Source organism: Curtobacterium sp. S6 (assembly GCF_000710345.2).
In the GTDB taxonomy this organism is placed as follows: domain Bacteria; phylum Actinomycetota; class Actinomycetes; order Actinomycetales; family Micrococcaceae; genus Rothia.
This window is the reverse complement of the sequence record NZ_KL537414.1, coordinates 314,629-328,248: the sequence shown is the minus strand read 5'-3', so window position 1 is coordinate 328,248 and position 13,620 is coordinate 314,629. Positions and strand designations below refer to the sequence as shown.

Here is a 13,620-nt window from a genome sequence, read left to right as displayed (position 1 = left end):
CTCATCTTAAGGACCCTGGGCTAACGCCCCGAAATCACCGGGACAATAAGTCGTTGCCCTGGGGTCACGTGACCGCTCGACAAATCGTTCATGTCGTCGATTTGGCTGATGATGTCGCGCGTATCAGCGGCGGGGTCAACCTCGGCGGCGATGTCCCACAACGTCTCCCCACTACCGACGATGACGGTCTGCGTGCCTTGCCCGGCAGATTGGGGGCTGGCGGAGGCGGTTCCCGCAGAGAGGAACAGCATCAACAAGGCCACGACACACAGTCCCACCATGAGGGTCGGGAGGCCGATGAGGATAAAACGCCCCCGACGGGTGAGGGTCAGTTGCCCTTCGCGGCGGTCGCTGGCTACTTCTGCTGCATGGGAACGGGTCAGGTGCTCCGTGGGGCGCGGTGCGGCAAGTGCGGTACGCATCAGGTGCTTCCTCCTGTAGATCGCGAGCAACGATGATTCGAACATCTGTTCGAGTTAGTACATCAGTTCTACCAAAAGATTCGAACACTGTCGAGAAAAATAGAACACATGTTTGATTTGCCACTCCGACTGGCCTAGCCTGATGGGTGACACGTCGGTTCGACTGGTGAGCCTTCGAAGCGTGGAAACTCCCGCGTTTCGCTGATCTCCTCGGTCGTACTCCCAGTACACACAGGGCGACTGACAACTTAAGCACCCCAGGGAAGGACGAACCGGTGGCCACCCAGCTTCCTCATCAGGCCAAACCGCTCACGCCGCGCCAGCGGAAAATCCTCGAAGCGATCGCCTCGTCCATCGCCTCGCACGGATATCCGCCATCCATGCGAGAGATCGGCGACCTCGTGGGCCTGTCGAGCCTCTCGAGCGTGACCCACCAATTGACGCGCCTCGAAACCCTGGGGTTGATTCGCCGAGATCCCAAACGGCCTCGCGCCATCGAAGTGCTGTGTGACATGCCTCTGCCCACCGACGGCGTCCCCTCGGTCCCGGCCGCACTCACCGAGGACAGCACGTCCAACGTCGTGGAGCTCTTCCCGGCGTCGGAGGGCCACGAGACCGCCCGCGTTCCGCTGGTTGGCAGCATTGCCGCTGGCGTTCCGATCACCGCGGAGCAACACGTCGAAGACGTCGTCCCGCTCCCCCGCCAATTGGTCGGTCAGGGCCAGTTGTTCATGCTGAAGGTCCGCGGCGATTCCATGGTGGAGGCCGCGATCTGCGACGGAGACTGGGTCGTCGTGCGCCAGCAGAACACCGCAGACAACGGGGACATCGTCGCCGCGCTTCTGGACGAGGAAGCCACCGTCAAGACGTTCCGTCAGCGCGACGGACACACCTGGCTTCTTCCGCAGAACCGCCAGTACGAACCGATCCTGGGCGACCACGCCACGATCATGGGCAAGGTCGTCTCCGTTCTACGGTCGGTCTAAGCCCTCGCCACGACGAAAAGACCCCGGCACGTTACCGTGCCGGGGTCTTTTCTCTGCGCCTCGCGGATCCTGCGCCCGCACCTTGACCGGTTACTCCCGGGAGGTCTCGGCCAGGCGTCGCAGAGCCCCGGTGACCGTGGGAAGTTTGTCGGTGGTCCACAACGGCGGCAGTGCGCTCCGCAGAAAGCCCCCGTACCGCGCCGTCGCCAGGCGTGAATCCAACACCGCCACGACGCCTCGGTCATCGCTCGCACGGATCAGCCGGCCCGATCCCTGAGCCAGTCGAATCGCGGCGTGGTAGGCCGAAACGGCCATGAAGCCGTTACCACCCGATTGGCTGACGGCGCGCGTCCTGGCCGAAGAAAGCGGGTCGTCCGGCCGGGGAAAGGGAATGCGGTCGATCATGACCAGCCGGCAGGAGCGCCCGGGGACGTCGACGCCCTGCCACAGGCTCATGGTTCCGAACAGGCAGGCGTCCTCGTCATCCGTGAACTCTTTCACAAGCCCTCGGAGGGACGATTCGCCCTGAACAAGGATGTTCAGATCAGAATTCTGCCTCACGTACTCGGCGGCCTGTTCGGCTCCTCGCTTGGAGGAAAACAGGCCCAGGGCCCCTCCGCCGGACGCCTCCACGAGCTGAAGGATCCGTTCGAGTTGTTCCTCCGATACGCTACGTCCCGGCTTGGGCAGGTCGGCGGCCATATACAGCATTCCCTGCTTCGGGTACTCGAAGGGCGAGCCAACGTCGAGCCCCTCCCAGGTCGGGGCCTTCTCTCCCTTGAGCCCCAGGGAACCGGCCACGGAGTCGAAGGAGTGCCCGATGGAGAGGGTCGCCGACGTGAGGACGACGGTTCGGTCGTGGAAAAGTCCTTCCCGCAGCCGCGAGGCCACGGACAGCGGAGCGACGTGTATCGTCGCAGGATCGGTATCCGCCGCGGCCACGTAGCCTCGGCCCGGTTCCCATCCACCGACTCGGCTCAGCCACACGACCTCGAATGTTCCGTCGGCGCCGAGCGTCCGCTCCGACAGCTCGAGGACCTCGGTGAGTCTGGCCCGTGCCATCTGCCGACCGGCATCGGAATCCTTGGCCTCGGGTTTGGTATCCGACAAAGCCGCGCGGGCGGCGTCGCGTGTCAACTCCATGGCCCGCTTCAGATCGGACGTCAGGCCCTGCGGCAAGAGCTCGGCGGGTTTACCGGTGCACGCGGCATCCAGCGCCTCCGCGGCGGCCTGGAGGGGCTCGTGCTCCGCGGAGGTGTTCTTTCGCATCGCTCGCGCCGCGGCACGCACCATCACCGGCGAAATTGCGCCCGTGACCGCGCCGGTAACCCGGTCGACCAGCTCGTGCGCCTCGTCGACGATCACCGTGTCGTGCTCCGGCAGAACCCCAATGCCTTCGAAGGCGTTGATGGCCAGCAACGCGTGGTTGGTGATCACGACGTCGGCCTCCCCCGCCCGGTGGCGCGCGAGCTCCGAGAAGCACTCCTCGACCAGCGGACATTTGCGTCCTAAACATTCCGAGGCGGTCACCGAGACTTGCCTCCAGGCCTTATCCGAGACGCCCGGGAGGAGTTCGTCCCGATCACCTGTGTCCGACGATTCCGCCCACGAGCGCAGCCTCACGACCTCCTCGGCCAGGCTCGATCCCGCTCGATCTGGGTGGCCCGATGCCTGCGCACCTTCCGAATTGAGCGAAAAGAGGGCGCTCGGGTCTTCCTCGTCGGGGTAACCGCCTTCCAGCTTGTGCAGGCAAACATAGTTATTTCTCCCCTTGAGCAACGCGACGTCGACCGGCCGTTCCAGCTGATCGTCCAGGGTCTCCAAGAGCCGGGGGACGTCCCGGTTGACGATCTGGGACTGCAAGGCAAGGGTCGCCGTGGCGATCACGATCGGCGATTCGGAGTCGATGGATCGCTTGATCGCGGGCACAAGGTAAGCCAACGACTTGCCGGTCCCGGTGCCGGCCTGAACCAGCAGGTGCCGGCGCGTATCGAGCGCCTGGGCCACGTGCGCCGCCATGGTCCGCTGACCGTCTCGGCGCTGGCCTCCCGTCCGCTCGACCGCGGTATCCAGCAACTCCAGCGCGTCCTTGGCCCCGGGAAGCGTTTCCGGCTCGTCCCCGCGAGGCGCGACGATCCTCTGGCTATTCACCGACTTCACGTCCCTACTCGGCTTCGACGACGAATTCGTGGAGCTCGGCGGCTATGTCCGCACGCACCAGCACGGACAGACGCGTTCCTGTCTCGTGGAACTCCGTCGAGAGAATCTCGGCATCCCACGAATGCAACCGCGAGACGACCTCGCCATGGGTGTACGGGACCAGCAGTTCCATGCGAACGTTGGGGCGCGGGATGGTCTCGGAGATCAGCCTCTTGAGATCCTCGATCCCTTCGCCGGTTCGAGCCGAGACCACGGCGTGCAGAGGCTCGCGCTGTCGCAACCTCTCGACGACGAAAGGGTCCGCGGCGTCGGCCTTGTTCAGGACCACGATCTCGGGAACGTCGCGTGCGTCGACGTCCGCCAGGACCTCCCGCACGGCCCGGATCTGCCCTTCGGGCTCCGGGTGCGAAACGTCCACGACGTGCAAGAGGACGTCGGCGTCACCGACCTCCTCGAGGGTCGAGCGGAACGCCTCGACCAACTGCGTCGGCAAAGACCGGACAAAGCCCACCGTATCGGAGAGCGTATATCCGATGCCGTCCGGGGTTTCGGCCTTTCGGACGGTGGGGTCCAGGGTGGCGAAGAGGGCATTTTCCACCAGGACACCGGCGTCGGTCAGACGGTTCAGCAAGGACGATTTACCGGCGTTGGTGTATCCGGCGATCGCCACGGACGGAACGTGATTGCGCCGCCGGTTCAAGCGTTTGGTCTCCCGCGCCGGCTTCATGGCCGCGATCTCGCGACGCAGTTTGGCCATGCGCCCTCGGATGCGACGGCGATCCAGCTCGATCTTGGTCTCACCCGGACCACGCGAACCGATCCCCTCGCCGCCGGCGGCCCGGCCACCGGCCTGACGAGACATCGAATCGCCCCAACCGCGAAGTCGAGGCAACAAATATTCGAGCTGCGCGAGCTCGACCTGCGCCTTACCCTCTCGCGACTTCGCGTGTTGCGCGAAGATGTCGAGAATCAGCGCGGTGCGATCGATGACCTTAACCTTGACGATGTCCTCGAGGCCTCGCCGCTGAGAGGGGGCCAGCTCGGAGTCGACGATCACCGTGTCGGCCCCGGTTGAGCTCACGATCTCTTGGAGCTCCTTGGCCTTGCCGGACCCCAAAAAAGTCCCGGGGTCCGGTTTGAGACGCCTCTGGACCAGCCCATCGAGGACTTCGGAGCCGGCGGTCTCCGCCAGAGCGGCAAGCTCGCGCAGAGAATCTTCGGCTTCCCGCTGGGTGCCCTCGGACCAAATGCCCGCCAGGACGACGCGTTCCAGCCTGAGCTGGCGGTACTCGACCTCGGTCACGTCCTCGAGCTCGGTCGACAGGCCCTGGACACGACGCAAGGCGCGACGTTCGTCGAGCTCCTGCTGGTCCCCATCCGCCGAGGTGTGGCGGGTCCCCTCGTCCGCGAGTTCGGGCGCCTTGTGAGACAAGATGGATGTCTCACGCTCGTCCTCGGCGGAGAACCTGCCGAGGACTCGATCCACCGAAGCCCGCAATTGGGCGTCACTAGGCGTTGAGTCGCCAGTGTTTTGATCGGCGGGTCCTGTGGTTTCTTGTTCGGGCATAATGCCTTTCTGTGATTCGTGATGGGAGTACCCACCACGGTGGTATGAAGTCGATTCTATCCGGGATCCTCTGTGATGACCGGCGGTTCGGACGGGTTGTGGATGGCATCTCCCCAACGAATGGCCTCGTCCCGGCCGCCTCGGGCATGGCGTAAAATCGTGCACCATGGCCGAGCACTATTTCTCTTCCCATTCCGGGGACCCGTTGCACACCCGCCCTCTCACGGTGGAGCTCGACGGCGCCCCGAGGGATTTGGTGACCGCACCGGGGATTTTCAGCCCCAAGGGTCTCGACAAGGGAACGGCGGTTCTCCTTAAAGAAGTCCCGGAGCCGGTAGGAAATTCCCTGCTGGATATCGGATGCGGCTGGGGCCCGATCACCCTCACCATGGCTTTGCGGTCGCCTGAAGCAACCGTGTTCGGCGTCGACGTCAATCACCGCAGCCTCAGCCTGACTAGCCTCAACGCCGCTCGACTCGGCCTAGATCGCGTCGTCACGGCTCTTCCGGAAGATATCGATCCCGAGGTTCGGTTCGACACGATCTGGTCCAATCCGCCCGTCCGGGTCGGCAAGGACGTCTTGCACGACATTCTTTTGACGTGGCTACCGCGGCTCTCCCCGGGCGGCCACGCCTACCTGGTCGTTCAGAAGAACCTCGGCGCCGATTCCCTCCTGCCGTGGATCGGCGAACACTTGGGAGATTCGTTCCGGGCCACACGATTCGCGACCTCCAAGGGATTCAGGATTTTGGAGATCGCGCGCCCTGCCTGAGGGGCACCGAACGAGCCGAGCTTCCCGGATTCACAGGAGGACAACCCTGCCGACGAGGGCGGCGGGACCGGAGAGCACCACGTGTTCCAGTTCATCCGGACCGAGCACGAACGTGGCTCCGAGGGAGCCGCCCGGCACATCGATGATCCATTCGTCCGGCGCATCCTCGCCCGCCCAAAACCGGGTGGCCGCGGCCGCGGCGCACGCTCCGGTACCGCACGACTGGGTCTCTCCGACCCCGCGCTCGTGGACACGCATGGCGATGTGACCGATCGTCTCGCTGTCCTCGGCGTCGATCGGCACCACGAACTCCACGTTGGTGCCGTTCGCGGGGTGCGGCCTCACGGTCGGGGCGGTCTCGAGGCCCAACTTTTCCAGCTTTTCTTCCCCGGCGAGGGCGACGACCGTGTGAGGATTTCCCATCGTGAGGGATAGCCCAGGCCTCGGGGTCTTGAGCCCCCGCGCCGTGACGAGGACGTCCGATCCCGTCGAACGGGCCTCATCGCCGTCGATGAATCCCCAAGCGCCCATGTCCACCGCGTACCCCGAGGCCACTCGCCCGACGGTTTTGGCGCCGCCACGGGTCCCGATCGTGAGGGTCTCCCCCTCCTCGAGGGAAACCAGCTCCTCGTGGATCAAATAGTGCACGAACGCCCGGACGCCGTTGCCGCACATTTCCGACAGGGAACCGTCGCCGTTGCGGTAGTCCATGAACCACTCGGCCTCCGGATGGGATTCGCGGACCGAGCGGCCCGCCTCGAGGTTCTCCGAACGGATCGCCCGGATAAAACCATCGGCGCCGATGCCGAGGTGACGGTCGCAGACGGAAGCCACCAAGTCGGCATCCAGTCCCAGGTGTCCCTCGGGATCGGTGACGATCACGAAATCGTTGCCCGTTCCGTGCGCCTTGGTCAGTTGACGCCCCGCGAGCTCGCCCCACGGGGAGCCCGGGGTGGGGGAAGGCGCGTTGTGCCCGTCGGCCGCGGACACGGGATGACCGGTCTGGGCAACGTCGGATGCGGGAGAGTTGAGGCGATGAGAAGTCACCCCATCATGTTAGCCCTCGGCGACCGAGCGAAACAGTTCCACCGCGGCGTTCACGTTCTCGGCGAAAGGCGTCGAGAAATCCATCCACGTCACGCGCGGATCCGCCCGGAACCACGTGATCTGACGCCGCGCGAACTGCCGCGTGGCAATGATGGTCTCCTCCGCCGCTTGTTCCACGGTGGCCTCGCCATCGATGACCCGCAAGAATTGTTGATATCCCAGGGCGCGTTGAGCCGTCTTTCCCTGCCTGATACCGCGTCGGTCGAGGTCCCTCACCTCATCCTCGAGCCCTCGACCGACCATCCCGTGGACCCGATCGGCCAGGCGGCGGTGGAGGATCTGCCGATCGCCGTCCAAACCGATCTGAAGGGCCGGGCGGTGGTACACGCGTTGCGGCATGAACGAGGAAAAGGGCCGGCCGGTGACCTCGTGAACCTCAAGGGCCCGGACCAACCGGCGGTCGTCCTTGACCCTCTCGGCTGACTCGGGATCGATGGACCGCAGCCTGTCCAACAACCTGCCACGCCCGCAGGTCTCGAGTTCTTCGCCGAGACGCCGGCGCACGGCTGGATCCGTTCCGGGAAAATCCAGCACATCGAGGGCCGCTCGCACGTAGAGTCCTGACCCGCCGACCAGGATGGGAACCCTGCCCCGGCCCATGATCTCATCTAAGCACCGTCGCGCCTCGCGCTGAAAGGTCGCGACGGAGGCTTCCTCGCGCACGTCGAGAACGTCGAGCAGATGGTGAGGGATTCCCCCTTGCTCGTCGCGGGTCAGCTTGGCCGTGCCGATATCCATGCCCCGATAGAACTGCATCGAATCGCCATTGACGATCTCCCCGTCGATGCGTCGTGCCAGGGCGACCCCGAGGTCGGATTTGCCGGTTCCCGTGGGACCTACGATCGCCACGACCGGGATCGGTGTGTCCGCCCCCGAGCCGAAGGCTGGCGACGACACTCGGCCGCCGGTTTCGTCGTCCACGATCTCAGGCGCCACCGGGCAGGGAGACCGCGTCGCGCCGAGGGATCGACGGCATCCCCAGGTTCGTGGTCCCGGGTTTGGTCGCGCCGACACCGCACGAATCCGCTTGCGAGCGGTCCCACGCGTCGCCCGCTCGGGAACGACGCACCGAATATTCCTCGGGCCGCGCCGAGGAGGGATCCGAGAGGAGGTGGAACGGGGCTGCCTCGGTGATCTTCAAACTCACCAGGTCCCCGGGGCGCGGGGTCTCTCCCCCGGCGGGAACCGAGAAGTGAACCAGCCGCTGATCACGGCTCCGCCCTGACAGGCGGTGAGTCGCGGCGCTCTTGCGCCCGGATTCCGCCGAGACCATGACCTCGACGCGCTGCCCGACCTGCGCGGCGTTACTTTCGGCGCTGATGCGGTCCTGGAGGGCCGTGAGGCGCTCGTAACGCTCCTGAACCACGGCCTTGGGAACCTGATTTTCCATCTCACCCGCGGGAGTCCCGGGGCGAATCGAATATTGGAAGGTGAAGGCCGACGTAAACCGGGATTTCTCGACCACGTCGAGCGTGGCTTGAAAATCCTCTTCGGTCTCCCCGGGGAAGCCCACGATGATGTCCGTGGTAATGGCCGCGTGGGGAATACGCTCCCGCACCTTCTCCAGGATTCCCAAGAATTTCTTGGACCGGTACGAACGCCGCATGGCCTTGAGCACCCGGTCCGAACCGGATTGCAACGGCATGTGCAAAACCGGCATGACGTTGGGGCTCTCGGCCATGGCGTCGATGACGTCATCGGTGAAGGCGGCGGGGTGCGGACTGGTAAAACGCACCCGTTCTAGCCCTTCGATCTCTCCGCACGCGCGCAACAGTTTGGAAAAGGCCTGCCTGTCGCCGAATTCGACGCCGTAGGAATTCACGTTCTGACCGAGCAGGGTGACTTCGATGGCGCCGTCGTCGACCAGCGCCTGGACCTCCGCGAGAACCTCACCGGGACGGCGATCCTTCTCCTTGCCTCGCAATGACGGAACGATGCAGAACGTGCAGGTGTTATTGCATCCCACCGAAATGGAGACCCATCCCGAGTAAACGGAGTCCCGCTTGGTCGGAAGCGTCGAGGGAAAGACCTCCAAGGATTCGAGCAGCTCGGTGGCGGCCTCGTCGTTGTGGCGTGAGCGCTCCAGGAGCGTGGGCAACGAACCGATGTTGTGCGTTCCGAACACGACGTCGACCCAGGGCGCCTTCTCGACGATCGTGTTTTGGTCCTTCTGAGCCAGGCAACCCCCCACGGCAATCTGCATGCCCTCATGGGCGCGCTTGGTCGGCGCCAATTGCCCCAGGTTCCCGTACAGCTTGTTATCCGCGTTCTCTCTGACGGCACACGTGTTGAAGACGACGAGGTCCGGCGTGCCCTCGACATGAGGAACGTAGCCCGAAGACTCCAACAGACCGGAGATTCGCTCCGAGTCGTGGACGTTCATCTGGCATCCAAAGGTTCGGACCTCGTAGGTACGGTGCTTTCCGGTACGCTCGTCGATTCCCGGCATGGGTTGACGAACGTCCAGGGACGGGCTGAGTGTTTCGGTTGCGTTGACGGTCACCGTTCCAGCGTACAAGAATCCCCACGGCCCGTGGCCCGAGGTTGACCTCCGTCACCACTCGTCGGAGTCCTGATTCCGCGTACCCTTCTGATGTGACCTTTCCCGCCCGCAGCACCAGTTCCTTCCCCGGTGACCCCCGAGAATTCCTTCACGTCGAAGACCTCGCCGAGGCGGTCGCCCCGCGCGCCCGGCAGCCCCTGACCCGCGCTTGGGATGTCGCTGCGAGCCTCATGGGAAGCAACGTCGCCTCGGCCCAGATCCTGTCGGAGACTTTTCGCTCCGTGGTGGTCCGTTTTCGGACGGCACAGGAAACAGTTGTGGCCAAGCATTTTCGTCGTCGCGACGCCGCGAAGAATGCCAGCGGCTTCGGGTTCCTCCGGGCCCTCCACGGGGCCGAGGCCTTACCCGGCACCGCACGCCTCCTGGGAGCCGACGCCGAATCTCGGCTGATATTTGCCGAAGACGTGGGGCACGGGGCCGCGGTCACGGCCCATCGGGAGACGTTTCGCTCGTGGATCGCCGCGTGGCCGCGGCTGTGTCTGCCGGCCGATTCCCCGAGGGCACAAGCATTCCGGCGACGCCTCGCGGAGGCCGATCCGGAAGCCGCGCGGCGAGGCCACCCGGGCGCATTACCGTCGTTGGGCCTTCTCCGCCGCTCCGGAATCGCCGAGGCGGACCTCCGCCGACTGATCACACCGGACCATTCGGTGCTGTGGTGCGGAGACATGAACCCGGCGAATTTCATTCATCTTCCCGACCGCGGCTTCGTCCAGCTCGATATGGAGGGCACCGGATACTGCGACCCCGGCCTCTTGGTGGCCGAGGTGCGGGGGTGCCTCCCCTCCGCCCTGGACCGCGAGGGGTTTCTGCCCCTGCTTCCGGCTTCCGAGTGGGACGAGATGGCCAACCACCTTGCGGACACATGGGGAGTCAGCCCGGTCGACGAGATTCGTGGTCGCGATTGCCTGGAGGCTCTAGCAGCCGCACTGGACGGTCCAGGCCGCTAAAACCGGTACATTACGGAAGTTCGTCGAAGGCTTCGATGAATTCTTCGTCTCCCGCGCCATCCTGATCGGTTCCGGCCGAGGAGACGCTCGACAGCTCGCTCCTGACCACCTCGAAGGCGAGACCCGGCGCGTATCCCCTGCGGGCAAGCATCGAGGCAAGTCGTCGCAGCTCCTTGTCACGCGCCGCGCGATCCGTCAGATCAACGCTCGGCTTCAACTTTTTGCGGACCAGGTCCGCCGCGTCCGATCGCTCGTCGTCATCCGACCGTTGCGACAGGGCTTCTTCAGCCATCTCACCGGTGATGCCTTTATGTGCCAATTCTCGTCGCAACGCGGGCTTGGCCAGCTTTCTGCTCATCGCACGGCTGCGCACGAACATTTCCGCGAACTGCTGATCGTCGACCAGGCCGAGGCCTTCGTATTTGTCGAGAATCTCGGCGATGGTCTCCTCGGGAATTTCTTTGGCCCGCAATTTCTCTTCCAGCTCATGCCGGCTCCGAGCGGAGGCCGTCAGCTGTCGAAGGACAATTTCTTTGGCCCGGTCGTACTCCGGTCGAGACGGCTCGTTCTTGTCGACCGAGGCGGACCGGTCCGAGGGCACCGGTGTGCCACCGCGAGGTTCGGCGCGCCGTCCACGATCTTTCACCGGCTCCCGCGAAGCGTTGGTGTCTCCGGGAGTCAGGCCGACATCGACGTGTCTCGAGTTACCGGATGGAGCACCCAGGCTCCGACCCTGACGACGACGGCCGGAACCATTGCGGTTCCGGCCGTCACCGCGTCCTGAGGTGAAAGACATTAGAAGTTCTCGGGCAACGCATCCAACGGATCGTCGCTGAGCTCGCCGGTCTCCGCGGCCTCGACGGGTGCCTCGTCTTCGGGGGCGGATTCCTCGGTCTCGAGAATCCCCGACTTGATGAGAGTCTTCTGCTGAATCTCCTCGGCCAGTTCGGGATTGTCTTTCAGGAATCGGCGGGCATTTTCCTTGCCCTGCCCCAATTGGTCCCCTTCATAGGTGAACCACGCGCCGGACTTCTTGACGATATTGTGCTCAACGGCCATATCGATGATGCCGCCCTCAATGGAGATGCCCTCACCATAGAGAATGTCGAATTCGGCCACCTTGAAAGGCGGGGCCATTTTATTCTTGACGATCTTGGCCTTAGTGCGCGAACCGATCGGGTTGGCGCCGTCCTTCAGGGTCTCGATGCGTCGAATATCGATGCGCACCGAGGCGTAGAACTTCAGTGCCTTACCGCCGGTCGTGGTTTCCGGGCTACCGAAGAAGACGCCGATCTTCTCGCGGAGCTGGTTGATGAAGATCGCGGTGGTACTGGTCTGCGAGAGCCGACCGGTGATCTTGCGGAGTGCCTGGGACATCAAACGCGCCTGGAGGCCCACGTGGGAATCTCCCATTTCGCCTTCGATCTCGGCGCGCGGCGTCAGGGCTGCGACGGAGTCGACGACGATGATGTCGATCGAGCCGGACCCGACCAACATGTCCATGATCTCGAGGGCCTGTTCACCCGTATCCGGCTGAGAGACGAGGAGGTTATCCGTGTCGACCCCCAGCTTCTCTGCGTAGACCGGGTCCAGTGCGTGTTCCGCGTCGATGAAGGCGGCGATGCCGCCGTTCTTCTGGCAACTTGCGACGGCGTGGAGCGCAAGGGTGGTCTTACCGGAAGACTCCGGCCCGTAGATCTCGACGACGCGGCCCTTGGGCAGCCCGCCGACGCCGAGCGCGACGTCCAGGGACAGGGCCCCGGTCGAGATGGTCTCGGTCTTGACGGCCTCTCGGTCGCCCAGACGCATGACCGAGCCCTTGCCGTAGTTCTTGTCGATCTGCGCCAGAACGGTGTCCAGCGCCTTCTCTCGATCCGATCCGGTCGCGCGGGAAACGGACTGGGTGTTTCGCGATTTGGCAGCCATGGTTACCTCATTTCCGGGGCCCGCCGGAGGCGAGACCTGATGTCGTGCGTTTCAGTCCTCACGCTAGTCGGCAGGACTGACAAGTTAAGCGCTCGGGGCCATCTGTGGATAACCCGTGCATCGCGTTCTAGGAACAGCCTACCCGATGTCGAACATAGTTTCGAATACTTTTTTCGGCGCGTCGCTCCGGTCACCTCGGTTCGCCGGGATCCGTACCCAACCAACGATCCTGAGGCAGGTCGTGTTGGGCGCATACCGCTTGCCAGACCTCGAGCGGCGGGACCCCCGCGTCCAAGGCCTCATCCGATGTTCGATTCCCCACCCGGTCCAGAACCGTCTGCGACGCCACGACGCGGGCGTAGCCCGCGCCGAACTCATCGTCCATGCTTCGCCAAAACTCGGATAATTTCATACCTCGTCCGTCCCCTGATTCATCCCGATCGTGCCCCGGTCACGGTGGGCCGACCCCGATCGAGGATGCCACAAAAAATCCGCGCCTCCCGACACGTTCAGTGCTGGGAGGCGCGGATGGTTGAGCTTGAGATTCTTACCCCGCGCCTCGTGGGCTCGGTGGCTCGCCGGAGGGCGCTACGGCCTACCGGGCGATGGGGCGATGCCGCTGGACGTTCGGCAGGTCGCTCGAACCCGTGGCGTTCATGCCGTACTCCCGGCGGAATTCCTCCGACAGTTCGTTGGGCACGGTATCGGGGATGCTCAGGCCCTCGGCCGTCGCGAGTCGGTCCGAGACCTCACGCAACATCTGGGACATGGGGATTTCCAAGGCGGCGCAGATGGAGGCGAGAAGTTCCGAAGAGGCTTCCTTTTGCCCCCGTTCCACCTCGCTCAGGTATCCGAGCGAGACGCGGGCGCTGTGCGACACCTCGCGCAGGGTTCGCCCCTGGCGCTGACGGATATCGCGGAGTACCTCACCGATTTCGTGACGAAGAACGATCACTTTGGGCTCCTGTGATTCGGGCGTGTATGTGTCTGACTGTCCCACGTCCTTCCAACGGACGACGCCGTTCACGGACACGGGTTGCTTAGTCATCTTTATGCCTGTCTCCCTTTCGATGTGGCCGTTGACGTTGTTTCGGGCCACTGGTGTACTTCAGCCTAATCCAGTCTTCACTGTGTTGTTAGGCTTCCCGACGGCTTTTTCTTGAACCGTCA

13 protein-coding genes are annotated in these 13,620 nt (G+C 64.3%); 3 read left to right on the top strand and 10 right to left on the bottom strand.

Features of this window, described 5'->3' with window-relative positions; translation table 11 throughout:
* Window positions 1-20: 20 nt before the first annotated feature.
* Window positions 21-467: a LysM peptidoglycan-binding domain-containing protein gene (locus CURSPS6_RS10850; protein WP_051687933.1), complete on the bottom strand. Its 447-nt coding sequence runs from the start codon at window positions 465-467 to the stop codon at window positions 21-23.
* Window positions 468-697: 230 nt separating this feature from the next.
* Here CURSPS6_RS10850 and lexA point away from each other — a divergent pair, with 230 nt between their 5' ends.
* Window positions 698-1,408 (top strand): transcriptional repressor LexA, encoded by a 711-nt coding sequence (gene lexA, locus CURSPS6_RS10845; protein WP_030016113.1) that lies wholly within the window; start codon window positions 698-700, stop codon window positions 1,406-1,408.
* Window positions 1,409-1,498: 90 nt separating this feature from the next.
* On the opposite strand, the gene CURSPS6_RS10840 is transcribed toward lexA, so the two are convergent.
* Both CURSPS6_RS10840 and hflX read right to left on the bottom strand, forming a co-directional pair.
* Window positions 1,499-3,559, bottom strand: coding sequence for an ATP-dependent DNA helicase (locus tag CURSPS6_RS10840; RefSeq protein WP_321164039.1), 2,061 nt, complete (start codon window positions 3,557-3,559; stop codon window positions 1,499-1,501).
* Window positions 3,560-3,572: 13 nt separating this feature from the next.
* A complete protein-coding gene (gene hflX / locus CURSPS6_RS10835) occupies window positions 3,573-5,000 on the bottom strand; it encodes a GTPase HflX (protein WP_416371674.1) in 1,428 nt (475 codons plus the stop codon).
* Window positions 5,001-5,301: 301 nt separating this feature from the next.
* Between hflX and CURSPS6_RS10830 the strand changes: the two genes are divergently transcribed.
* A complete protein-coding gene (locus CURSPS6_RS10830; protein WP_030016107.1) occupies window positions 5,302-5,907 on the top strand; it encodes a class I SAM-dependent methyltransferase in 606 nt (201 codons plus the stop codon).
* Window positions 5,908-5,937: 30 nt separating this feature from the next.
* Here CURSPS6_RS10830 and dapF read toward each other — a convergent pair whose 3' ends face one another.
* The 3 genes from dapF to miaB all read right to left on the bottom strand — a co-directional run bounded on the left by dapF (window position 5,938) and on the right by miaB (window position 9,463).
* A complete protein-coding gene (dapF, locus tag CURSPS6_RS10825) occupies window positions 5,938-6,897 on the bottom strand; it encodes a diaminopimelate epimerase (protein WP_030016105.1) in 960 nt (319 codons plus the stop codon).
* 66 nt (window positions 6,898-6,963) lie between these two features.
* Entirely contained in the window at window positions 6,964-7,911 is a 948-nt protein-coding gene (gene miaA / locus CURSPS6_RS10820; RefSeq protein WP_030016103.1) for a tRNA (adenosine(37)-N6)-dimethylallyltransferase MiaA, read from the bottom strand.
* A 28-nt stretch (window positions 7,912-7,939) separates the two neighbouring features.
* Window positions 7,940-9,463, bottom strand: a complete 1,524-nt coding sequence (gene miaB / locus CURSPS6_RS10815) for a tRNA (N6-isopentenyl adenosine(37)-C2)-methylthiotransferase MiaB (RefSeq protein ID WP_030016101.1) — start codon at window positions 9,461-9,463, stop codon at window positions 7,940-7,942.
* 146 nt (window positions 9,464-9,609) lie between these two features.
* On the opposite strand from miaB, the gene CURSPS6_RS10810 reads away from it, so the two are divergent.
* The gene (locus tag CURSPS6_RS10810) at window positions 9,610-10,524 is read left to right on the top strand and encodes a hypothetical protein (RefSeq protein WP_030016099.1); all 915 of its coding nucleotides are present in this window, start codon (window positions 9,610-9,612) and stop codon (window positions 10,522-10,524) included.
* Window positions 10,525-10,534: 10 nt separating this feature from the next.
* Here CURSPS6_RS10810 and CURSPS6_RS10805 read toward each other — a convergent pair whose 3' ends face one another.
* From CURSPS6_RS10805 to CURSPS6_RS10790, 4 genes are all read right to left on the bottom strand, one after another.
* On the bottom strand, window positions 10,535-11,170 hold the full coding sequence (locus tag CURSPS6_RS10805; RefSeq protein ID WP_235503758.1) for a regulatory protein RecX: 636 nt from the start codon (window positions 11,168-11,170) through the stop codon (window positions 10,535-10,537).
* A 149-nt stretch (window positions 11,171-11,319) separates the two neighbouring features.
* Window positions 11,320-12,450 carry a recombinase RecA gene (gene recA, locus CURSPS6_RS10800; RefSeq protein ID WP_030016094.1) on the bottom strand — a complete coding sequence of 377 codons (1,131 nt, stop codon included), beginning with the start codon at window positions 12,448-12,450 and terminating at the stop codon, window positions 11,320-11,322.
* A 190-nt stretch (window positions 12,451-12,640) separates the two neighbouring features.
* On the bottom strand, window positions 12,641-12,862 hold the full coding sequence (locus tag CURSPS6_RS10795) for a DUF3046 domain-containing protein (protein ID WP_030016093.1): 222 nt from the start codon (window positions 12,860-12,862) through the stop codon (window positions 12,641-12,643).
* Between the two features lie 183 nt (window positions 12,863-13,045).
* A complete protein-coding gene (locus tag CURSPS6_RS10790) occupies window positions 13,046-13,498 on the bottom strand; it encodes a helix-turn-helix domain-containing protein (protein WP_035811220.1) in 453 nt (150 codons plus the stop codon).
* Window positions 13,499-13,620 lie beyond the last annotated feature (122 nt).